The 21,891-nt window shown below is 70.9% G+C and carries 19 protein-coding genes; 4 read left to right on the top strand and 15 right to left on the bottom strand.

What is annotated here, in order from left to right; translation table 11 throughout:
• Positions 1–11: 11 nt before the first annotated feature.
• From AB0M88_RS08425 to AB0M88_RS08415, 3 genes are all read left to right on the top strand, one after another.
• Positions 12–2,351, top strand: a complete 2,340-nt coding sequence (locus AB0M88_RS08425) for a transposase (protein WP_364097391.1) — start codon at positions 12–14, stop codon at positions 2,349–2,351.
• A 1,111-nt stretch (positions 2,352–3,462) separates the two neighbouring features.
• Entirely contained in the window at positions 3,463–3,774 is a 312-nt protein-coding gene (locus tag AB0M88_RS08420) for a hypothetical protein (protein ID WP_364097388.1), read from the top strand.
• Between the two features lie 4 nt (positions 3,775–3,778).
• The gene (locus AB0M88_RS08415; RefSeq protein ID WP_364097385.1) at positions 3,779–4,159 is read left to right on the top strand and encodes an HAD family hydrolase; all 381 of its coding nucleotides are present in this window, start codon (positions 3,779–3,781) and stop codon (positions 4,157–4,159) included.
• A gap of 101 nt (positions 4,160–4,260) precedes the next feature.
• Here the strand turns inward: AB0M88_RS08415 and AB0M88_RS08410 are convergent, their stop codons facing one another.
• The 5 genes from AB0M88_RS08410 to AB0M88_RS08390 form a co-directional block, all read right to left on the bottom strand.
• Positions 4,261–4,848, bottom strand: coding sequence for an ATP/GTP-binding protein (locus AB0M88_RS08410; RefSeq protein ID WP_360201084.1), 588 nt, complete (start codon positions 4,846–4,848; stop codon positions 4,261–4,263).
• 1 nt (position 4,849) lies between these two features.
• A complete protein-coding gene (locus AB0M88_RS08405; RefSeq protein WP_364097441.1) occupies positions 4,850–5,230 on the bottom strand; it encodes a DUF742 domain-containing protein in 381 nt (126 codons plus the stop codon).
• A gap of 132 nt (positions 5,231–5,362) precedes the next feature.
• Entirely contained in the window at positions 5,363–5,767 is a 405-nt protein-coding gene (locus tag AB0M88_RS08400) for a roadblock/LC7 domain-containing protein (RefSeq protein WP_014447580.1), read from the bottom strand.
• On the bottom strand, positions 5,764–9,510 hold the full coding sequence (locus tag AB0M88_RS08395) for a nitrate- and nitrite sensing domain-containing protein (protein WP_364097381.1): 3,747 nt from the start codon (positions 9,508–9,510) through the stop codon (positions 5,764–5,766). Before AB0M88_RS08395 ends, AB0M88_RS08400 begins: the two co-directional genes overlap by 4 nt.
• A 432-nt stretch (positions 9,511–9,942) precedes the next feature.
• Positions 9,943–11,031 (bottom strand): adenosine deaminase, encoded by a 1,089-nt coding sequence (locus AB0M88_RS08390; RefSeq protein ID WP_364097439.1) that lies wholly within the window; start codon positions 11,029–11,031, stop codon positions 9,943–9,945.
• Between the two features lie 23 nt (positions 11,032–11,054).
• Here AB0M88_RS08390 and AB0M88_RS08385 point away from each other — a divergent pair, with 23 nt between their 5' ends.
• Positions 11,055–11,906 carry a putative RNA methyltransferase gene (locus AB0M88_RS08385; RefSeq protein WP_364097378.1) on the top strand — a complete coding sequence of 284 codons (852 nt, stop codon included), beginning with the start codon at positions 11,055–11,057 and terminating at the stop codon, positions 11,904–11,906.
• Here the strand turns inward: AB0M88_RS08385 and AB0M88_RS08380 are convergent.
• The 10 genes from AB0M88_RS08380 to AB0M88_RS08335 form a co-directional block, all read right to left on the bottom strand.
• Positions 11,903–12,583 (bottom strand): DUF4272 domain-containing protein, encoded by a 681-nt coding sequence (locus AB0M88_RS08380; RefSeq protein WP_364097375.1) that lies wholly within the window; start codon positions 12,581–12,583, stop codon positions 11,903–11,905. The two genes, AB0M88_RS08385 and AB0M88_RS08380, sit on opposite strands and share 4 nt — an antisense overlap.
• Positions 12,584–12,589: 6 nt before the next feature.
• A complete protein-coding gene (locus AB0M88_RS08375) occupies positions 12,590–13,867 on the bottom strand; it encodes a thymidine phosphorylase (RefSeq protein ID WP_364097373.1) in 1,278 nt (425 codons plus the stop codon).
• 16 nt (positions 13,868–13,883) lie between these two features.
• Complete coding sequence (locus tag AB0M88_RS08370; protein WP_364097370.1) at positions 13,884–14,594, bottom strand: cytidine deaminase; 711 nt, start codon at positions 14,592–14,594, stop codon at positions 13,884–13,886.
• A 34-nt stretch (positions 14,595–14,628) separates the two neighbouring features.
• On the bottom strand, positions 14,629–15,900 hold the full coding sequence (locus AB0M88_RS08365; protein ID WP_364097367.1) for an ABC transporter permease: 1,272 nt from the start codon (positions 15,898–15,900) through the stop codon (positions 14,629–14,631).
• Positions 15,901–15,905: 5 nt separating this feature from the next.
• The gene (locus AB0M88_RS08360; protein ID WP_364097364.1) at positions 15,906–17,174 is read right to left on the bottom strand and encodes an ABC transporter permease; all 1,269 of its coding nucleotides are present in this window, start codon (positions 17,172–17,174) and stop codon (positions 15,906–15,908) included.
• Entirely contained in the window at positions 17,171–18,724 is a 1,554-nt protein-coding gene (locus AB0M88_RS08355; RefSeq protein ID WP_364097361.1) for an ABC transporter ATP-binding protein, read from the bottom strand. Before AB0M88_RS08355 ends, AB0M88_RS08360 begins: the two co-directional genes overlap by 4 nt.
• A 112-nt stretch (positions 18,725–18,836) precedes the next feature.
• Positions 18,837–19,937 (bottom strand): BMP family ABC transporter substrate-binding protein, encoded by a 1,101-nt coding sequence (locus AB0M88_RS08350; protein WP_364097358.1) that lies wholly within the window; start codon positions 19,935–19,937, stop codon positions 18,837–18,839.
• Positions 19,938–20,125: 188 nt separating this feature from the next.
• Entirely contained in the window at positions 20,126–20,416 is a 291-nt protein-coding gene (locus AB0M88_RS08345; RefSeq protein ID WP_364097355.1) for a hypothetical protein, read from the bottom strand.
• A 159-nt stretch (positions 20,417–20,575) separates the two neighbouring features.
• The gene (locus AB0M88_RS08340; protein ID WP_364097352.1) at positions 20,576–20,971 is read right to left on the bottom strand and encodes a hypothetical protein; all 396 of its coding nucleotides are present in this window, start codon (positions 20,969–20,971) and stop codon (positions 20,576–20,578) included.
• Positions 20,972–20,978: 7 nt separating this feature from the next.
• Positions 20,979–21,890, bottom strand: coding sequence for a YhjD/YihY/BrkB family envelope integrity protein (locus AB0M88_RS08335; RefSeq protein ID WP_364097349.1), 912 nt, complete (start codon positions 21,888–21,890; stop codon positions 20,979–20,981).
• Position 21,891 lies beyond the last annotated feature (1 nt).

Genomic DNA, 21,891 nt, shown 5'->3' with positions numbered 1-21,891 from the left:
TGCTTGGCCAAATGACACAGAGGGAGGACGACGCCGTGGCGCTCGTGCGGGTGTACTGCGGTCTGGCGTCGGCTGATGATTCAGTGCGCGTGGCCTCGGCCGCGCAGCTGACCATCGCCGTGGTCGACGACGCAGGCCGGCTGCTCGGCGTTCACGAGATCAGCGACGACCCGTCCGGCTACGCCGACCTGGGTTCGCTGCTCGTGGCGCGAACGAGTGGGTTCACCGACGCCGCGGTCGCCGCCGACAGCGACGACCACCTGGTCACCTCGCTGCTCACCGCCGCGGGTCGTCCCATCGTGGTCGCCGACGACGACTCCACCGACGATTTCGCCGAGCGCTTCGCCGACGACGACTCGATCGAAGAGATGCAGGCGCCGCCGGCCGCCCGCCGCGCGGTCGGCCTCGCCCGGGCGCTCCAGGCCGGGGCCATCACCGCGGTCAACCTCCAGACCCCTCGCGAGCTGGTCAGCTACAAGCCGATCCTGGCCGCCCACGTGGCCCTGCTCAACGGCCGTCACGGCGCCGCGGTCGCCCTCCGCGAGGTGCTCCGCGAGCTCTACCCGGCCGCCCTGCGGGCCTATCCCGATCCGGCCCACCCGCTGGCCATGTCGGTCCTCGACGCGATTCCCGAGCCGAGCCGCCTGTCGGTCGGCGGAGCCGAGGCCGAGCGGGTCGCCGAGCAGATCGTGTCCGAGCTGGGCCGCACCGGCGTCGGCTCGGAAGACGAGATCATCGCCGCGGTGACCGCGCTCAGCGTCGCGATCAGCGAGTCGCCCCGCCGCGGTGGGGTCAACAAGTCGCTGGCGCCGTCGGCGGCCAAATCGATCCGGCAGGCGATCGCCGCCGTCCGCGCGTGCGACGCCGCCTGCACCGAGCTGTTGAGCACGCTGGCCGACCGCACCCCGCTGGGCGCGGGCGGGGGCGTCACCCGCCGCAGCGCCCGCCGGGCCGCCGAGCCCGCCCCCCTGCAGGCCGCGCCGGCCGCCGACGCCGACCGTTTCGGTGCACGTCGCGGCCGCCCCGAGCCGGCCGCCACCGGCAACGGCCCGGTCATCCCGCACCCGCTCAACGCGCCGCCCGCCGCGCCCGAGCCGGTCATGCCGCCGCCGCTGGCCCCGCGCCCGGTGACGCCGCCCCCCGCGGCTCCGGCCGCCTCGGCCGCGTTCCCCAACCGCACGCCCGCCCCGGGCAACCGTCCGGTGTCGGTGCCGCCGCCCCCGCCCGGCATGACCCCGATCACCCCGGGTTCCCGCCCGCCCGCACGCACGCCCAACCCGGCCGCCCCGACGTCGGCCCCGGCCGCGCCCGCGGCGTCGGCCGGCAGCCCGGCCGACAACGGCCAGCCGTTCCGCGCCACCCTGACCCACGCGGCGATCAACAGCGCCCGCGCCGAACGGCAGCGCACGGTGATCCCGCCCCGGCCCGACACGTCGGCCCCGCGCCCGTCGTCCCCGGCCGCCGCGGGCAGCGCCACCGACTACTCGTTGCCCATGCCGACCCAGCGTCCAGGCCAGGAGATGGCCGAGCCGGGCTCGCGGGCCAACTGGCCCCTGCTCAACTCGGGCGACGAGGCCACCCCGGCCGCTCCGGCCGCCCCCGCGGCGTCGATCAGCTCGCCGCCGGCCGACAACGGCCGCAACGGCCGGGTCAAGCCGCCCTGGCAGGACATGCCGAAGGAGCCGCCGGCGCTGCGCCTGGTCGAGCCCCAGCTGGGCGACAGCCTCGACGCGGCCATGGCCGACATCCCGGCGATCAGCGAACCCCCGTCCCTGCGGGTGGTCGACGGCGCCGGCGGCCGCGGCCGCATCCGCCGCAGCGCCTCCGTCTCCCCGGGCATCACGTCCTCCTCGGGCATCACGTCGACGACCAGCTCGACCCTGACCGCCCTCGACCGCAGCACCACCCCACCGGTGCCGGCCGAGAGCAGCGACGGCGACCTGCTGATCTTCGCCGCGGCCCGCTCGGCCTGGTTCACCGGCCACACCGAGGTCGCCGCCGACCTCGACTGGGCCAACCCCAACGACTCGGGCTGGCAGGCCGCACAGAAGGCCTCCACCCCGGCGGTCGCCGCCGAAACCGCGGCCGGCCTCCCCAAGCGCGTGCCCCAGGCCAACCTGGTGCCGGGCTCGCCGCTCCGCGAGGAACGCCCCCTGCGCATCGTCCGCGACGCGGCCAGCATCGCCGCCCACACCACGGGCTACTTCCGCGGCTGGCGCCGAGGCCAGGAAATCGGCGGCTTCGCGATGGGCGGCCGCCCGGGCCGCGAGGCCGCCGGCGGCTGGGACTTCACCCGCGACGGCGCCCCCGCCGACGACTACCGCAACTCCGAGGCCGGCTACCGCCGCTGAAACCCGCTTCAGACGGCCGCGAGCACCCGCTCGCGGCCGTTCCCGTACGCGCCGGGACCGCTACTTCCGTCCGCGGCAAGGCTTGTCCCCGGCGCCCCGGAAAAGAGTCGCCGGCTGCGGATCAGGGTGCCCTTCCAGCGCTGGGCTCAGACGATAGCGGCCGCTCCGACGACACAAACGTCAGCCACATCCCGTCCCAGCCGCATCCCCCGCATCAGGTCCCAACGGCGTCGGCCCGGCTCGACAGCGGCCGCCCCGACTATGCAAGCGTCCGCCCCCGCACCGGCTGGGCCCAGCAGCAAGCGCTGTGCCGACCGAGCATCCGCCACATCCGACCGCGCACTTTCCATTGACGCCGGCTTGACCGGACCGCAGCCGCACGACGAGAAAAGCCGCCACATCAGGCTCCGCGCTTTCCGCGTCGGCCCGGCTCAAGAACAGCCGCCGGAACGACACGATCGTCCGCCACATCCGGCCCGCGCTGCCGTCCCGTCCGCGCCGGCCCAGCTCGGCGGCAGTGCTCCGATGACCACATACGGCCGCGCATCTGCCATATGGGTCCGGCCACGTCCGGCTCCGTGTTCCCGCCAGCGCCAGCTCAGCAGCAGCCACGCCCGCGGCGTGCGCGCCCGCCGCATCCGGGCCCGCCCCGCCCGGCCATCCGTGCCGGCCCGGCTTGCAGCGGGCACCCTGACGACGCAACCAGCCGCCCCACACGGCCCCGCATTTGCATCCACGCCGGCTCAACAGCAGCTACCCCGACAACCCGAGCACCTGCCGCATTCGGGGCCCCGCCCTGCCATCCCCGCCGGCCCGGGTTGGCAGCAGGCACCCTGACGACGCAACCAGCCGCCCCACACGGCCCCGCATTTGCATCCACGCCGGCTCAACAGCAGCCACTCCGACGACGGCAGCGCCCGGCTCATCCTGCCGCGCACGCCTGCTGATATCCGGCCTGGAAGACCGAGCACTCGCCACCTCTGAGCCTGCACTTCCGGTCCGGGCCAGTTCTACGGCGGTTGTCCCGACGACGCGAGCATCCACCGCGCACTGCCATGGCTCGACAACAACGGCTCGCCCTCGGTGGGCGGGGCGATGGGAGCATAGGCGGATGCGGGCGATCGTCTTCGACTTCTTCGGCACGCTGACCGACCCTCGGGCGGAGGTCGGCCGACGGGCGTCGTTTGAGGCCACCGCGGCCGCTCTCGGGGTAGCTCCGGAACAGTTCTGGGCCGCGATGGGAGCGAGCTACCTCAAGCGGATCGTCGGGCACTACGGCGGCACCAGAAGCACGCTCGCCGCCATCGCCCGGCAGTGCGGGGGCCACGCCGACCGACGACCGGCTGGACGCCGCTGCGGCGGTTCAGGCGGCCGGCGCCGAGCGGGTGCGGCCGCCGCGGCCCGGCGGGCTGGAGCTGCTTGACCGGTTGCGGGCCGACGGGTTCCGCATTGGACTGGTCAGTGACTGCTCCAGCGAACTCTGCGAAGCGTGGCCGACCACCCCGTACGCCCCGCGCATCGACGTCCCGGTCTTCTCGTGGCGCGAGCAGTGTCGTAAGCCCGATCAGCGCCTCTATGCGGCGGTCGCCGAGCGCCTCCGGGTGCCGGCGGCCGAGTGTTGGTATGTCGGTGACGGCGGCAGCCGCGAGCATGACGGCGCGCGCCGGGCCGGTATGCGGCCGGTGCTGGTGACCAACGCGGCGTATCCGGAAGCGGGCCCGCTGCGCACCGACCCGGACGCTTATCGCCCCGACGCCGTGATCGACGACCTGGCCGAGCTACCGGCGTTACTCAGTGTGGTCGTCTGATTTACGGTCCACTCTCCGCTTTGCCCCGGTTACCCAAATGGACGACCTCCGGGCATGCAGAAGCCCCGCACCGTCGCACGGCGCGGGGCTTCGACCGTTCGTCAGGCCGGCGCTACGGCCCGCGAGCGACGCATCGTCAACACATACTCGACGAGCGAGATGAGGACGTTTTTCGTCGACTCACGGTTCCGGGCGTCACAGCTCACCACGGGCACGTCGCTCGAGATCGCCAGCGCGTCTCGCACGTCCTGCGCGTTGTGATACTGCATGCCGTCGAAGCAGTTGATCGCCACCAGGTACGGCAGGCGGCGGTGCTCGAAGAAGTCGATGGCGGCGAAGCAGTCGGCGAGCCGACGCGTGTCCACCATGACGACAGCACCGATCGCGCCGCGCACCAGTTCGTCCCACATGAACCAGAAACGCGTCTGGCCCGGCGTGCCGAACAGGTAGAGGATCAGGTCACGGTCGATGCTGATCCGGCCGAAGTCCATGGCGACGGTGGTCGTCATTTTGCCCGGCACCTGTCGGTTGTCGTCGACGCCGACACCGGCCGAGGTCATGATCGCCTCAGTGGTCAGCGGGGTGATCTCGGAGACCGAGCCCACCAGCGTCGTCTTACCAACGCCGAACCCACCGGCGATGACAATCTTCGCCGATGTGACGCGCCCCGCAGCGGGACGGTGCGACATGTCAGAGCCTGCGAAGTCCACTCAGCACCCTTTCCAGCAGTTCCGTGCCTACCGCATCGGTCTCGTCATCCAGCGAGGTGGGCTCGTAAATCGCGACGAGGCCGTCGGAGGCCATGTCGGCGACAATCACGCGAGCCACACCGAGCGGCAGTTGCATGCGTGCGGCGATCTCCGCGAGCGACTGCACACGGCCGCCGTCGCACATCGTCGCGATGTACTGATGCTCGCTTCCACCCTGCCCGCCGCGGATCATCCCAGAACGACCGCGCACGGTTGTCTCGATCAGCGCTTCCAGCGCTATATCGACCTTCGGCCGGGTCCGACCTCGGGTCACGGCGTACGGCCTTACCAGCGCGCCGGTCGGCTCATCGCGTTCGGGCATCGTCACCGCTCACCCCTTCCTCGAACCCCTAGAAGTGTCACTTGTCGTCAATGTTCTGACAGTCGCCGGCCGAGCTTACTCGCGGTGGTAATCCCGCGACAAACCCGTGAACGGCGTAGGTCGGTTGCCTGCTCAGCCGAGAACCCCGGCCGCGGAACGCGGCGCCGGGGTGAGAGCCTCGCCCACGCGGTCGACCAGCAGAGCCATCTCGTAGCCCACCTGACCGACGTCGCAGCTGCGCGCCGCGAGCACCGCGAAGGAGGAACCGTCAGAGATCGACATCAGGAAGAGGAACCCGTTGTCCATCTCGACGACTGTCTGCAGCACTGCACCACCCTCGAAGCACCTTGCGGCACCCTGAGTCAGGCTGACCAGGCCGGAGGCGATAGCCGCCAGCTGGTCGGCCCGGTCACGCGGAAGGTCCCGCGAGGCTGCCAGGAGCAGACCGTCGGCGGAGACCGCGATCGCATGCGCGACTCCGGGAACGCGGTCGGCGAAGTTGGCCAGAAGCCAACCGAGATCCTGCGTAGATGTCATGCCTCATGCTCCTTGCCAGCCTGCGACGACTGCTGCCCTCCCGGAGTTCCCTCCGGGTTGGTCGATGGTTCCTGGGTGCGACCACGCTGAACACCTCGGTGGTACGCGGACAGAAGACCGCGGACCCCCTCGGGAGTACGGCGCTGGACGGAGTTACCGCCCCGGTCGACACCGCCGGGGACGAGCTGGGCCATCGGGGTCCGCTTGGGCAGACCCGCGGTGGTCGTGGTCTCGACCGGCATCTCGGCCGCCGCGCGGGCGGCCTGCCAGCCCTCGTCCGCTGCCGTCCGCCACGGACCCGTGGGGGCGGCGGCGGCCGGAGCCGCACTGCCGTTCGAAGGTGCGCCGCCGTTGGAGGGCGCACCGCCGTTGGAAGCGACCGCGCCGACGGTGGCCGGGTCGAGTTCCCGAACCTCCGGCGGACCGGCCTGGTGCGGGACACCGACCGGGCGCGCGGGCTCGGCCGTCGAGTATCGCTGCGAGCTGATCGGCTCGTCGCCGAGACCGTTCGGCGCGGGGGCCGCCGGCTTAGCACCAGCACCAGCACCGGCCCCGGCCGCCGGAGCGGCCGACGTCATGAACCAGGCCGACTCGAGCTCCCGGAAGATCGGCAGCTCCATGGTCTCATCGGCGTACTGCGTGCCGCCGTTCTCCCGCTGCCGGGCCGCGGCCTGGGCGGCCGCGATCTGCGCGGCCGCGGTCGCCTGGGCCTCGGCGGCCTGAACCGCCGCTGCCTCGTGCGCCGCCCGTGCCGCGGCGGCCGCCCGCTGGGCCTCGGTCTGCGGCCCACCCGAGGTGGGCGTCGCCGAGACCGGGGTCGCCGACACCGGCGGGGCCGAGGACGGGATCGGGGCGGTCTGAGGGTTGGTCGCCCGCTCGACCTGCGGCTGCTGGCCCGACTGGTCGGGCCGGTAGCGCGGCAGCTCGGTCGTCATGTCGAGCGCGGCGGCCAGGCTCTCCGGCACGTGCGGAGGGACCTCTTGTCCCCGCTCCGGTGCGACCGGCGGCCAGGCCGGCGGCGCGACGGCCGCCTGCTGAGGCTGGACCGGCGGCTGGAACGGCGGCTGCTGGAACGAGGGCTGCTGGAACGAGCCCTGCTGGAACTGAGCCTGCTGCTGGTACGGGGGCTCCTGCTCGGGCGGCGACGAAACCGGGCGGCCACCGAACGGCGGGCCGGACGGAACCGGCGGCGCCGAGATCGGGGGCGAGGAGCTCGGCGGAAGGGCCGGGCCGCGTCCCTGGTTTTCCGGGTTGGACGGCAGCTGGCGCGGGATGGTCCCGCCGTAGCCGCCCGAGTCACCGTCGGTGCGGATCTGCTCGCCGCCGTTGCGGCGCTGCGGCAGGCCATCGGGACCGGCGAAGCCCTGCGGCGACGCCGGCGGCTGACCGGACGGGCCGGACGGCAGCGGCGGAATCACCTCGTTGCTGCGCGGCCCGTAGAAGCCGTTCATCCCGTTGCCGCTGCCACCGCCGTTGGTCGACCCGTTGGCGAAGCCGCCCGACGAACCGTTGGCGAAGCCGTTGGACTGGGCACCGGTGAGGTCGGACCACGCCGGGACCGAACGACCGTTGGTGCCGAGCATGCCGCCGTTGGGCATCGGCGGGTTGGGGTCGAAGGGACGGCTGCCGGGGTAGCCGCCGCGGCCGCTCTCCAGAGCCAGCGGCTCCGGGAAGCCACCGCGCTGCGGCGGGCCGCCCTGCGGACCGCCGTCGAAGCCGGGGCCGAGCTGGCCGCGACCACCGGCGACCGCCGGGACGCCGCTGCCGCCCATCAGGACCGAGGACGGCAGGCCGACCTCGGCGATCGTGCCGCGCTCGGTGTCGGCCGGGCGCAGCTCGACCTTGACGCCGTGCCGGGTGGCCAGCCGGGCGACCACGACCAGGCCCATCATGCGGGAGACGGCCACGTCCACCATCGGCGGGTTGGCCAGCCGGTCGTTGAGGTCGATGAGCTGGTCACGGCTGATGCCGATGCCACGGTCCTCGACCGAGAGCAGGGCACCGTCGCCGAGCCGCCGGGCCTCGACGATGACCGTCGAGTTGGGCGGCGAGAAGGCGGTCGCGTTGTCGAACAGCTCGGCGACCAGGTGCACCATGTCGTTGACGGCGTGCGCCGACACCTCGATGTCGCGGTCGATGATGCCGAACTCGATGCGGGTGTAGTGCTCGACCTCGGACTGCGCGGCCCTGAGCACGTCGATCAGGGCGGCCGCTTCCCGCTGGACGCGGGTCGAGTCGGCGCCGGCCAGAACCAGGAGGTTTTCGTCGTTGCGGCGCATCCGGGTGGCCAGGTGGTCGAGCTGGAAGAGCTCGGCCAAGCGGTCCGGGTCTTCCTCGCCGCGCTCCAGCCGGTCGAGGTGACCGATGAGCCGGTCGACCAGGATCTGGGAACGACGGGCCAGGTTGACGAACATCGTCGCGACGGAGGACCGCAGGGCGGCCTGCTCGGCCGCGGTGCGCACCGCCTCGAGGTGAACCGCGTTGAACGCCTCGGTCACCTGGCCGAACTCGTCCCGGCTGCGGACCGGCAGCGGCTCGGCGATCTGGTCGGCGACCTGGGCCGGGGTGAGTGATCCGGACAGGGCCGGGTCACGCAGCCGCTCGACGGCGTGCGGCAGGCCGAACTGGGCGACCGAGAGGGCACCCTGGCGCAGCTCGCGCAGCGAGCGGGCCATCGACCGGGCGACCAGCCAGGCGAACAGGATGGCCAGGAGCAGCATGCCGAGCAGGACGCTCGTCTCGATGAACACCCGCCGGTTGACGTTGTTGCGGATGTCGGTCGCCTGGTTGACGACGCTCGCGTCGAGCTTCTCCTCGACGCCCCGGAACAGCTTGTCGTAACCGGTCATCGCCGTCTCCCACTGCTGCGTGGTGAACGGGATCTCGGAGACCGCGGTGCCGGACATGAAGTCGATCGGCAGCGTCAGGTTGGTCGCCGCGCGGGCGTCGGCCTGGTTGCCGATGGCCTTGAACTGGGCGATCTCGTCGTCGGAGCCGACCGAGTTGAGCGTGCTGACCGCGAGGTCGAAGCCGGTCTCGGTCGCGGTGTATTCGCGCCGCAGGCCCGACGTCAGCCGGCCCGCCGCGATGATCTCGTGACCGACGTCGCGCTGCTCGGCGACGTATTCCTTGGCCCGGGCGACCGCGGCCACGGCGCGCATGTGGTCGCCCAGCGCTGTGTCGTCGGCCAGCTCGGCCGAGTCGTCACGCACCGAGAGGAGGTCGTTGATCAGCGTGTTGTAGGTGCCGTTGAGCTGGTCGATCGGGAGCTTGCCCTCGGCGGCCTGGGTGCGGGTCGCGGGAAGGTCCGAGAGGTTGTTGTCGAGCCGGGTCAGCAGAACGTTGACCTTGTAGGGCACGTCGCCCACGGTCAGCCGTTGCTGCGAATAGGCCACCTTGGACTGGTCAACCAGGACCGCCTCGCTGGTGTACGCCTTCTTGGCGCTCGCCGGGGCGGAATCACCTTTGGTCTGGATTATGACGGCGTATGCACGTTCGTTCTGCAGGTGGTCGACGAGACCACCGGCAGCCTGCGACAACACCGAAAGGCTCCGGGCGCGCTCCGCATTGCTGGCCGTATTGATGTGGTCCACCAGGCCGCTGACGCCGACGATGATCGTCGCCAGGGTGGGAACCAACATGATGAGGCCAAGCTTCGACCAGATCGGCAGGTCTCGCAGCCGATCCGCCGGCCGACGGAGACGCGACATGACGCCATTCGCCGTCGTTGGGCGCTTGCTCACGTCACCGTCCTCCTGATTCGGGCCCGGCCTTCGGCTCGCCGGGCACCGCACACGGCCGACTCGCCGGTCGGGCCCCCGAGATTCCATCACGACGAGTGTCAAAGAGAAAGAGCAGGCGGACACGGACCGTTTGTGTGGCGCGATTGTTGCCCGAGTTGCGGCGTCGATCGCCGATCCAATGTCACTGCTTGTATCGGGGTGCGTTTCTCAGAGTCACTCAACTCGATCGGCGCGGCGGGGGGTGAGGCCTGCCGATCGCGCCCGATCGTAGTGGATCGCGGCAGGAGAGACGATGGCGCGGTACGCGCCGCACGGCAAGGTGAGATGCCGGTTTTTGCAGTGTTTGTAGGGACCATTCTGGCCGAACGGATGAGTACCGGCGCCGAATAGGCATATCTGAGCTGCTGTAGCCCAGTTTGTGCCAGGTCCGGGTCAGCCGACCAATTTGGCGTACGCCGGCTTGATCACCTCGTTGATGATCGTCAGCCGCTCGTCGTACGGGATGAACGCCGATTTCATCGCGTTGATGGTCAGCCACTGCATCTCGGCCCAGCCCCAGCCGAACGCCTCGGCCAGCAGGGCCATCTCCCGCGACATCGAGGTGCCGCTCATCAGCCGGTTGTCGGTGTTGACGGTCACCCGGAAACGCAGATCGTGCAGAAGGCCGATGGGGTGCTCGGCGATCGAGGGCGCCGCGCCGGTCTGCACGTTCGACGACGGGCACAGCTCGAGCGGAATCCGCTTGTCGCGAACATAGGCGGCGAGCCGCCCGAGAAGCACCGGTTCGGCCCCCGGCTGGCCGGTGATGTCGTCCACAATGCGCACTCCGTGACCCAGGCGGTCGGCACCGCACCACTGGATCGCCTGCCAGATCGACGGCAACCCGAAGGCCTCGCCGGCGTGGATGGTGAAGTGGAAGTTTTCCCGCTGGAGGTATTCGAACGCGTCCAGGTGCCGGGTGGGCGGGAAGCCCGCCTCGGCGCCGGCGATGTCGAACCCGACCACGCCGGTGTCGCGGAAGCGCACCGCCAGCTCGGCGATCTCGTGCGACCGGGCGGCGTGCCGCATCGCGGTCAGCAGGGTGCCGATGCGGATCACCCGGCCCTGCGAGGCCGCCTCGGCACAGCCGTCCCGGAAGCCCGCCTCGACCGCCTCGACCACCTGGTCGAGCGTGAGGTCGCGCTCCAGGTGCTGCTCGGGCGCGTAGCGGACCTCGGCGTAGACGACGCCGTCGGCGGCCAGGTCGAGCGCACACTCCCGGGCCACCCGGTGCAGGCCCTCCTCGGTCTGCATCACCGCGACGGTGTGCGCGAAGGTCTCCAGGTAACGTTCGAGCGAGCCCGAGTCGGCGGCGGCCACGAACCAGTCGCCCAGCGCGGCCGGGTCGGTGGTCGGCAGTTCGTGCCCCACGGCGGCGGCCAGCTCGACGATGGTCGCCGGCCGCAGGCCGCCGTCCAGGTGGTCGTGCAGCAGCGCCTTCGGAGCCTTCACGATCTCGGAATGTTCAATGGCGGCCATCAGAAGAGCCTAAAGGCAGGGAACGAATGATCGACGGAGCATTGCCGTACCTGCGGTGCCCGGTCTGCGAACAAACCCTGTCCCGCATCGACCGGGCCCTGCGGTGCGCCGCCGGGCACGGGTTCGACCTGGCCAAGCAGGGATATGCCAACTTGTCCAACGGCCGGCTGCCCTACTCCGGCGACACCGCGGAGATGGTCGCCGACCGGGACTGTTTCCTCGCCGCCGGCCACTACGCCTTCATCGCCGACGCCCTGGCGTCCTACGCGACCGGCGACGGGCTGGTGGTCGACGCCGGCACGGGCACGGGCTACTACCTGGCCCGGGTGCTCGAAGCCGCCGGCAAAGAAGAAGCCGCCGGCAAAGAAACCGAAGAAGCCGTCGGCCTGGGCGTCGACGTCTCCAAGGCCGCGCTGCGACGGGCCGCCCGGGCCCATCCGCGCGCCGCCGCGGTGCTGGCCGACCTGTGGGGCCCGCTGCCGATCCGCGACGGCTCGGCCGCGCTTGTGCTCGATGTGTTCGCGCCGCGGAACGGTGCCGAGTTCCACCGGGTGCTGCGGCCGGACGGCGTGCTGCTGGTGGTGACGCCGGCCCCCGACCACCTGACCGAGCTGATCGAGGCACACGGTCTGATCCACGTCGATCCGGACAAGGCGGCCCGGGTGGCCGACTCGCTGGGCGACCATTTCACCGCGGTCGAGAGCCGGGTGCTGCGCCACCGGCTGGAACTGACCGGCTCCGAGGTGCGCACGCTGATCGGCATGACACCGAACGCGCACCACGTGCCGGCCGACACCCGGCCCGACGAGCCGGGAACGGTGACGGCGGCGGTAACCGTGACGGCGTACCGGAAAAAGGCGTACCGCAAGGAAAGCTAGACCGAAAGGTCGACCTCTTCCCATTCGGCGGGTTTGTCGTGATAGGGCCCGTGGAAGACGACCGCCCATTCGAGCGCCCACCTCCGCTGTCCGATCGCATTGGAGTCGATCTCGCCCGGCAGCGGCGCATCCGAGGCCTGCGCCTCCTGGAACGCCCAGTCCAGGCAGTAATAGAGGTCGAGCAGCACGGCCGCCTCGACCGGATCGCGCGGCGCCATCAGCGACCGGGAACGCCACTGCCCGAAAGTCTCACCAGCCGGAAGATCCGGCATCTGGGACATCAGCCGGTCCTCCGGCGGCGCGGTCGGATCGAGATGCCGGGCCAGGCCGAGCAGCCAGGCCAGCGCGAAGACCGCGTCGTGGTGCAGCACGAACGACCGGTGGTCGCCCTTGGCCCCGATGACGAACTCCCACTCCGGGGGCGTGACCAGGTCGACCAGGTGCGAGCCGAGGATCCAGCCCATCGCCAGCTCGGTCGGCATGCCGAAGCACCGCGCCACCACCACGTGCAGGATCGCCGCGCGGGCCTCCAGGTCGACAGTGGGCCGCAGTTCGATCGTGTCGCCCGGCTCCCACACCAGGGGGAAGCCGGGCGGCGGCAGCGGCAGGCCGAGCCGCTCCAGTTCGTCGAGGCTGGCCTCGCGAACGGCGCGCGGGTCGGGTGCGGCCTTCGTCATGGTGCGTCAGGCTATGCGGTCGAGAAGAAGGTTTGTAGTAGAGGGCGCTTTCTCACCGATGACGACCGCGCCAACGGCCTCGTCGCGGGCGGCCGGAATGCGGCCCGCCTCGTCGGCGCGGAGTTCCAGGAGCACATCGCCGGCCTGGACCCGGTCGCCCGGCCGCACGCGAAGCAGAACCCCGGCGCCGAAACTCACCGGATCCTCCTTGCGGGCCCGCCCGGCGCCGAGCCGCCAGGCGGCAAGACCGATCCCGTACGCGTCGACCGACGTAACCACCCCGGAGGAAGCAGCGCGCACCACCTCGTTCTCCCGCGCCACCGGAAGCGGCGCCGAAGGGTCCCCACCCTGAGCCCGGATCATCGCCCGCCAGGTGTCCATCGCCTTGCCCGACGCCAGTACCCCGGCCGGGTCGGCGTCGATCCCGGCCGCGGCCAGCATCTCGGCCGCCAGGGCCAGGGTCAGCTCGACCACGTCGGCCGGCCCGCCCCCGGCCAGCACCTCGAGCGACTCGGCCACCTCGACCGCGTTGCCGACGGCCCGGCCGAGCGGGGTGTTCATGTCGGTGAGCAGGGCGACCGTCCGCACCCCGCTGTCGGTGCCCAGCCGCACCATGGTCGACGCCAGCTCGCGGGCCGCGTCCAGGTCCTTCATGAACGCGCCCGAGCCGACCTTGACGTCGAGGACCAGGGCGCCCGTGCCCTCGGCGATCTTCTTGCTCATGATCGAGCTGGCGATCAGCGGGATCGCCTCGACCGTGCCGGTGACGTCGCGCAGCGCGTAGAGCTTGCGGTCGGCCGGGGCCAGGCCGTCGCCGGCCGCGCAGATCACCGCGCCGACCTCCTGCAGTTGCCGCTTGAACGCGTCGTTGCCGATCGTGGCCTGCCAGCCGGCGATCGACTCGAGCTTGTCCAGGGTGCCGCCGGTGTGGCCGAGGCCCCGGCCGGAGAGCTGGGGCACGGCCGCGCCGCACGCCGCGACCAGCGGGGTCAGCGGCAGCGTGATCTTGTCGCCGACGCCGCCGGTCGAGTGCTTGTCGACGGTCGGCCGGGTCACCGAGGAGAGGTCCAGCCGTTCCCCGCTGGCGATCATCGCGGCGGTCCACCGGGCGATCTCCCGCGGCGTCATGCCCCGCAGCAGGATCGCCATGGCCAGCGCCGACATCTGCTCGTCGGCGACCACGCCCTTGGTGTAGGCGTCCACCACCCAGTCGATCTGGGCGTCGCTCAGCTCGCCACCGTCCCGCTTGGCCCGGATGACGTCGACCGCCGCGAACTCGCTCATACTCTTCGTCCTCTGCCTATCCCTGCCACCGGGCGGGGATGCCCTCCGGTGGTTCTCCCTCGCCGGCCCAGGTCAGGCCGCCGTCGGCGTCCACCACCACGATCCGTGGCGTGCGGACCTGTCCCCAGGACACCGCTTCCGCGGTGGTGGGGAAGTTCGGCCCCTCCTCGAGGACGCCCTTGTCGGCGTCGCTCTCGGCCGGGCTGCCGCCCGACCGCTCCCAGTAACCGGTCCACACCGTCTCGCCGCCGTGCAGGTCGGGGTGCACGAACACGGTGCCCCGCCCCCGCCACCGGGCCAGCTCGGTCGGCACCTGATGGCCGGACGCCGGACCGGTGACCTTGTCCAGGTCGTCCGGGCCGAACGCGTGCGGCAGCAGTTCGGCCATGGTCAGCGGCCGGGGCAGCGACTCGACGAGGCAGTGCGGCCCGCCGTGCTCCCAGAGCAGCTGCCGGCAGCGCCCGCAGGGCATCAGCGGCGCGCCGTTGGCGTCCACGCAGGAGACGGCCACCAGCCGCCCGCCGCCGGTCGCGATCAGCGAACTGACCAGTCCGCATTCGGCGCAGAGCGTGACGCCGTACGAGGCGTTCTCCACGTTGCAGCCGACGACCACCCGGCCGTCGTCCACCAGCCCCGCCACTCCGACCGGAAAGTCGGAGTAGGGGGCGTACGCGTGCCGCATGGCCTCGATGGCCTGCGCACGCAACCCGGCCCAGTCGATCTCCATGCGCCGATTGTGCACCAACCCGCGGGCGGCGGGCTCAGCTCTTCACGTACGGCACACCGTCGGCCTTCGGAGCGCGCACCCGGCCGACCAGCCCGGCCACCGCGACGATGGTCGCGAGGTAGGGCAGCATGTTGAGGAACTGGTTGGGCACCGGGCTGCCGATGGCACCCAGATAGTTGGCGAGTTCCTGGGTGAAGCCGAAGAACAGGGCCGCGCCGAGCGCCCCGAACGGCGTCCACCGACCGAAGATGAGTGCCGCCAGCGCGATGTAGCCGAGGCCCCCGGTCATCCCTCCGGTGAACGCGTCGCTGGAGATCAGCGTGAAGTACGACCCACCGGCACCGGCGATCAGGCCGCCGATCAGCACGTTGGTGTACCGCAGCCCGCGTACCCGCACGCCGACCGTGTCGGCCGCGACCGGGTGCTCGCCGACCGCCCGGGTGCGCAGACCCCAGCGGGTGCGCTTGAGCGCGAAGTGGATGACGACGACCAGGATCAGCGCGAGCCAGACCAGCACGTTGGTGTGGAACAGCACCGGGCCGATCACCGGGATGCTGGACAGGCCGGGCACCTTGATGTCGGTCAGGTGCGGCGGCTGGTTGTACTTGGCCGCGTTGGGCTGCATGAGCCGGTCGTAGAGGAAGCCGGTTATGCCGGCCGCGAAGAGGTTGAGCACCACGCCGACCACGACCTGGTCGACCAGGAACTTGATCGCCAGTACCGCCAGCAGGGCCGCGATCAGGACGCCGCCGAGCATGGCGCTGATCACCCCGGCCCACAGGCTGGTGGCCAGGGTGCCGAACAGCGCGGCGCAGAACGCGCCGGTCAGGAACTGGGCCTCGATGCCGACGTTGACCACGCCGGAACGCTCACCGAGGACACCGGCCAGCGCGCCCAGGATCAGCGGCAGGGCCAGTTCGAGCGAGAACCGGGCGGTCGCCGCGATGGGCAGGAACTGCCCGGCCACCTGCCAGCACAGGAACGAGATGACGAAGGTGACGATGCCGGCCACCAGCAGCGCGTTGGAGCGGCGGCGGACCCGGCCGGTCAGCATCAGGACGCCGATCACGATCGTGATGACGCCGAACAGGATGGTGCCGAGCTGCCCGTTGATCTTCAGCGCGGCGCCACTGGCGTCCTCGCTGAGCGTGAACTTGGCGGTCTTGGACTCGGCCAGCGGCCCGAAGACCACGGCCGCGATCACGCCGATCGCGGTGATGCCGGCACCGAGGCGGCGTGACCGGGTCCAGAACGGCTCGGGTACCGCGACGGTCTCCGGGGTTTCCTCGACGGTAGCGGTGGTCACCCCGCTCACCAGCCCTTCGCCATCGAGGCGCCGAGCCGGGCGGACCGGGCGGCGCGGAGCTGGAAGATCGCCTTGACCAGGGCGGGCGCGGCGATGAAGACGACGATCAGGGCCTGGATCACGGTGACCAGCTGGATCGAGATGCTGAGGTCGCTCTGCAGGTAGTTGCCGCCGGCCCGCAGACCGCCGTAGAGGATCGCGGCGAGCAGAGTGCCCCAGGGTTTGTTGCGTCCGAGCAGGGCGACCAGCAGGCCGTCGAAGCCGATGTTGCCGGCCACCTGCGGGGTGAGCCGGTCGGCGGTGCCGAGCACCTGGGTCGCGCCGCCGAGGCCGGCCAGCGCGCCGGCGACCACCATCAGCATCGTGTACGTGCGGGCGACGCTCATGCCGGCGGTGCGCGCGGCCGGCGGGTTGAGGCCGACCGCCCGCAGCTCGAAGCCGAACGAGGACCGGTTGATCAGCCACGCCACACCGGCCGTGGCCAGCACCGCCAGCACGATGCCCAGGTGCACCCGCAGCGGGGCGGGCATGGCCGGCAGCTCGGCGCTGTGGTGGATGGTCTTGCTGATCGCGTCGCTGCGGTTCGGGTCCTGGACTCCCTTGGTCAGGATCAGCCAGTTCAGGAACAGCCCGGCCGTGTAGTTGAGCATGATCGTGATGATCACCTCGTGGGCTCCGGTCCGGGCCTTCAGGAAGCCCGGGATGAAGCCCCAGATCGCCCCGCCGACCGCGCCGGCGACGAGCGCCACGATCAGGTTGAGCACGATCGGCAGGCCGAGCGAGAAGCCGGCCACCGCGGAGAGGACGCAGCCCAGGATCGCCTGCCCCTGGCCGCCGATGTTGAACAGGCCGCCGCGGAAGGCGAGCGCGACCGAGAGGCCGGTGAAGACCAGCGGCGCCGCGTAGGTCAGCGTCTCCGAGATCGGGTTGAGCGCGTTCTGCCAGGTGCCGGTGCCGTCGAGCCACTTCTGTACGGACAGCGGGTCGAAGACCGCGCCCTTGAACAGGTCGTAGTACGCGTTGCTGACCAGGCCCCAGCTCTGGCTCAGGGCGTCGCTCGGCCGGGAGGTGAAGTACGAGTACGTCGACAGCACGTGGGGGTCGGACACGATGACCAGCACCGCGCTGATCACCAACGCGAGCACGATCGACAGGACCGTCACGGTGACCGTGTTGGCCGACCACAGGTTGCGCACGAACAGCGAGAGGAACGACTCCGGCTTCTTCTCCTCACCCTCCGCGGGCTCGGGCGGGGCCTCGGCGGTGGTGCTCACTCGCTTCCTTCTTCCTGAGAAACGACGCCGGCATCCCCAGAGACGACACCGGCCTCCGGCGCGACGACGCCGGCCATGAGCAGGCCCAGCTCCTCGCGGGGGCGGTCCGGCGCGACCACCGCGAGAATGCGGCCGCGGTACATCACCGCGATGCGGTCGGCCAGGCCGACCACCTCGTCCAGCTCGCTGGAGATCACGATCACGGCGGTGCCGGTGTCCCGCTCGTGAACGATCTGGTTGTGGATGAACTCGATCGAGCCCACGTCCACGCCCCGGGTCGGCTGCGACGCGATCATCAGCTTGAGCGGCCGCGACATCTCGCGGGCCACCACGACCTTCTGCTGGTTGCCGCCGGAGAGCGTGCCGACGTTCGCCTCGGCCGACGACGTACGGATGTCGAAGCGCTCGACCCGTTCGCGGGCCGAGTCGGCGATCATCGAGGGGTTGAGCTTGAACGCGTTGCCGTACGGCGCCCGGTCGTACATGTCGAGCACCAGGTTTTCGGCGACCGTGAAGTCCTTGACCACGCCGTCGAGGCTGCGGTCCTCGGGGATGTAGCCGACGCCCGCCCCGAGGATCTGTTTGGTGGTGCGGCCGGCCAGGTCGCGCCCGTCCAGCTCGATCGTGCCGGCGCGCGGCACGCGCAGCCCGACCAGCGCCTCGGCCAGCTCGGTCTGCCCGTTGCCCTGCACGCCGGCGATGCCGAGCACCTCGCCGGCCCGCACGGTCAGGTCGACCCCGTCGACGACGCGGACGCCCCGCTCGTCGTCGACCACCAGCTTGCTGACCTTGAGCACCTCGTCGCCCGGTTCGGCCGGGGTCTTGGTGACCCCGAGGCTGACCTCGCGGCCGACCATGAGCGCGGCCAGCTCGTCCTCGGAGGTGTCCGGGGTGGCGATCCCGACCGTACGCCCGCGGCGGATCACCGTGATCCGGTCGGCGATCGCCTTGACCTCGCGCAGCTTGTGGGTGATGAAGACGATCGACTTGCCCGATTCGGCCAGCCCGCGCATGACCGCGAGCAGCTCGTCGGTCTCCTGTGGGGTGAGCACCGCGGTCGGTTCGTCGAGGATGAGCAGGTCGACGTCGCGGGTCAGGGCCTTAACGATCTCGACCCGTTGCTGTGCGCCGACCGGCAGGTTTTCCACCAGGGCGTCCGGGTCGACCGGCAGGCCGTACTTCTTGGAGGTCTCGAGGACGTCGCGCCGGTTGCGGCGGCGGTCGAGCCAGCCCAGCGGGCCGCCGGTCGTCTCCTCGGCGCCGAGCGCGATGTTTTCCGCCACGGTGAAGACCGGGATGAGCATGAAGTGCTGGTGGACCATGCCGATGCCGGCCGCGATGGCGTCCCGTGGGCTGCGGAACACCTTGGGGACGCCGTCGACGAGGATCTCGCCCTCGTCCGGCTGGAGGAGTCCGTAGAGCTGGTTCATCAGCGTCGACTTGCCGGCGCCGTTCTCGCCCAGCAGGCCGTGCACCTCGCCGGGCTCGACGGTGATGTCGATGTGATCGTTGGCCACCAGGTCGCCGAAGCGCTTGGTGATACCGCGCAATTCGAGTCTCAGCGGAATCTCCCGACCCCTCGTGACCATTAGATTGGCCGCCGCGAAGCCGCGAAAGTTCTTCGCAGCTACACGGCGGCCAGGATCTTACTTTGTGAGAAACCTACTTGGGATCGGCCGCGGAGGTGACCTTGACCTTGCCCGAGATGATGTCCTGCTTGAGCTGGTCGACCTCGCCCTTCAGGCCCGAGTCGACCTTGCTGTCGAACTGGTTGTAGGGCGCCAGCGAGACGCCGTTGTTCTCCAGGTTGCCCAGGTAGCCCGGGGAGGCGGCGAGCGCCTGGCCACCGGCACCGGTGACGACGGCCTTCTGCACCGCGTCGGTGACGTTCTTCTCGACCGTGGTCAGGAAGACGTCGCAGTCCTGCGCCGCGCTCTTGCAGCCGTCCTGGTCGACCCAGATGACCGAGACCTTGCCGCCGGAGCTCTTGGCCACCTCGGCCGCGCCGAGGCCGGTGCCGCCGGCGACCGGCATCACGATGTCGGCTCCCTGCGCGACGAACGTGCTGGCCAGCGCCTTGCCCTTGGCCGGGCTGGCGAAGTCCTGGGTGAACGAGCCGTTCTGCTTGGCCTTGTCCCAGCCGAGCACCTGGACGTTCGTCTTCTTGACCTGGTTGTAATAGGCCACGCCGTCGGCGAACCCGTCCATGAAGATGGTGACCGGCGGGATCTTGAGGCCGCCGAACGTCGCCACCTTCTTGGACTTCGAGTAACCCGCGGCGAGGTAGCCGGCCAGGAACGCGGCCTGGTCGGTCTCGAACTGCATCGGGTAGACGTTGGACGCCGGGCTGTTGCTGTCGACGATCGCGAACTGCGACTTCGGGTTCTCCGCCGCGACCTTCTTGGTGGCGTCGCCCATCAGGCCGCCGACCGCGAGGATGAAGTTGCAGTTCTGCGTCGTGAAGCCGCGCAGGTTGGGCTCGTAGTCGCTCTCCGCGGTGGAGGCGACGTACTTCGGCTCGACGTTGGCGGCCTGGCTCTTGGCCGCCTGGATGCCGGCCCACGCCGAGGCGTTGAACGACTTGTCGTCGATGCCGCCGGTGTCGGTCACCATGCAGGCCTTGTATGTCGCGGCTGTGCCGGCACTCGCACCGCCACCGCTGCTCGAGCTGCTGTCCGGGGCCTTGCCACACGCAGCCGCAGTGAGCGTCAGCCCACCCGCCGCGAGAATCGCAACGATCCGCTTCCCACGTACCGGGCGCAAGACGCCCTCCTTCCACCGCACACCCGACCTCCGTCGGGTGTGTCTTCAGGTCGGGAGCGTAACCGCAGGCCACAGCGGCGGAGGCAATTCCGGCCGGACTGTTGGCGCACCGTTATCAAGCGCCGGCCGCCACCGGCCCTTCAGATGCGGTTCGGCGGGAATTGACCGGTGAGAAGCGCGACCAGCCGTCAATCTTGCGGCCGACCCGCCCCGGAAGCCGCGAATTCTTCAGCTTTGGCCGGTCGGCCGATGGTCTTTCCCCCCGCCCGCCAGGCGCGGATGCCCAACCCGCCGACCACGGTGCCGATCGTCAGCGAGGCGACGATCAGAACCGCGTGCACCCAGAGGAAGGCGGTCGGCGTCCCGTTCCGGAACGCGCGGTCGTCGTCCCAGATCGCGAGCGCGAAGCGCGGCCAGATCAGCCACGTCCACACCCCGACGCCGACCAGGAAGAGGGCCCACTTCCGCGAGATCACCATGACCCCACTATCTCAACCGGTGGGTCCGGCCCGGCGGTCCGGTCACGCCTGCTTTCGGTACGCGGTGAACACCGCAGCGCCCACCCGGCCTCGTCCCGGACCTCCGGGCCGGGGTCCGCGCTGCTTCCACCCGCGACATTCGTCCCGCCCGCCGCCCGCTCAGCCGGACAACCGCGCCGCGATCCGGGCCCAGCCCTCGCGCACCTCGGCCTCGGTCGGCGCACGGCCGGGCCGCACCCGCCGCGTCTCGTACGCCTCCTCGTCGAACCCCGGGTCGTCCGGGTCGGCCGGCGCCTCGGCCGCCGCGCGCGCGAGTTCGATCTCGTCGCGGATCGCGTCGGCGTCCGGGCGGGGCAGCAGCGGCTCGACGACCGCGAGCAGGTCTTCGTCGGCCACCACGGCCTGGGCCAGGGCCAGCGCGTGGGCCCGCTCGTAGGGCCCGCAGACGACCGGTTCCCAGTCCTCCTCGTCGCCGAGCGACCCGATCGTGATGACCCACGGGAGGTCGGCCACCGGGGAGTCCGGGGGCAGGTCCAGTGTCACGAGTGAGCCCACGGCCACATCATTCCGGGCGGCTGTACCGAATCCAGGTATTTTGCCCCACTGGGGCATTTTTATCGTCAGCTGAGAGATCAACGACGCGGCCGTGGGGACTGGTCGCCGCCCAGGACGCGCCGAAGAGCAGCAGCTGGTTGAAGACGTACAGATAGACCAGCACGCCGACCGCCGAACCGACCAGCCCGTACGCCGGGTTACGTTCGACCAGGCCGACGAACGACTTGCCGACCGTGTTGAGCAGGGTCAGCCCGATGCCGACCTGCAGGACCGGGGGTGCCATGCGGCGTACGGTCATCCGCAATCGCGGCACCGCCCCGAGCAACGCCGCCGCCAGCAGCATGTTGACCGCGACCGTGAGCAGCAGGCTGATCGCCGAGAGCAGCAAACCGCCGGCCAGCCAGTGCAGCAGCCGCTCGAGGCCATAGACCGCGAGCTGGGAGGCGGCGAGCAGCAGCAGGATGCCGATCAGCACGAGCAGGTCGAGCGCCTGCCGCACCCCGATGTAACCGGGCTGCTCGGGGACCTTCCAGATCAGCCGCTGCGAGGAGCGGATCGCCTCGACCCAGCCGATGCCGGTGAAGGTCAGGCCGACGATGCCGACGATGCCGACCGTCCGGCCGCTGTCGAGGATGGCCTGCACGTCGAGGAACGGCAGGTTTTGCCGGAGGAAGTCACGCACGATGTCGAACAGCTGGGTGTTGTTGGTCAGCAGGATGCCGAAGACCGAGTAGCCGATCAGCAGCAACGCGAAGATCGCGAAGAATCCGTAGTAGGCGATCGCGGCGGCCAGCCGTCCACCCTGCACCTCCCAGAAGCGCAGCAGGGCCCGGCAGAAGTGGTCGAAGTAGCGGGAGCGCAGGCGCACCCGCATGATCCGCGACTCGGCGGCGTTGTAGGCCCGATCAATCGGATTCACC

The sequence above is a fragment of the Actinoplanes sp. NPDC051411 genome (assembly GCF_040682075.1).
In the GTDB taxonomy this organism is placed as follows: domain Bacteria; phylum Actinomycetota; class Actinomycetes; order Mycobacteriales; family Micromonosporaceae; genus Actinoplanes.
This window is presented reverse-complemented; position numbering and strand designations above follow the sequence as displayed.

Coding starts and splice junctions, on each gene's coding strand:
- AB0M88_RS08425 (WP_364097391.1), top strand. CDS start 12: ATGACACAGAGGGAGGACGACGCCGTGGCGCTCGTGCGGGTGTACTGC.
- AB0M88_RS08420 (WP_364097388.1), top strand. CDS start 3,463: ATGCGGGCGATCGTCTTCGACTTCTTCGGCACGCTGACCGACCCTCGG.
- AB0M88_RS08410 (WP_360201084.1), bottom strand. CDS start 4,848: ATGTCGCACCGTCCCGCTGCGGGGCGCGTCACATCGGCGAAGATTGTC.
- AB0M88_RS08405 (WP_364097441.1), bottom strand. CDS start 5,230: ATGCCCGAACGCGATGAGCCGACCGGCGCGCTGGTAAGGCCGTACGCC.
- AB0M88_RS08400 (WP_014447580.1), bottom strand. CDS start 5,767: ATGACATCTACGCAGGATCTCGGTTGGCTTCTGGCCAACTTCGCCGAC.
- AB0M88_RS08385 (WP_364097378.1), top strand. CDS start 11,055: ATGATCGACGGAGCATTGCCGTACCTGCGGTGCCCGGTCTGCGAACAA.
- AB0M88_RS08380 (WP_364097375.1), bottom strand. CDS start 12,583: ATGACGAAGGCCGCACCCGACCCGCGCGCCGTTCGCGAGGCCAGCCTC.
- AB0M88_RS08375 (WP_364097373.1), bottom strand. CDS start 13,867: ATGAGCGAGTTCGCGGCGGTCGACGTCATCCGGGCCAAGCGGGACGGT.
- AB0M88_RS08370 (WP_364097370.1), bottom strand. CDS start 14,594: ATGGAGATCGACTGGGCCGGGTTGCGTGCGCAGGCCATCGAGGCCATG.
- AB0M88_RS08345 (WP_364097355.1), bottom strand. CDS start 20,416: ATGGTGATCTCGCGGAAGTGGGCCCTCTTCCTGGTCGGCGTCGGGGTG.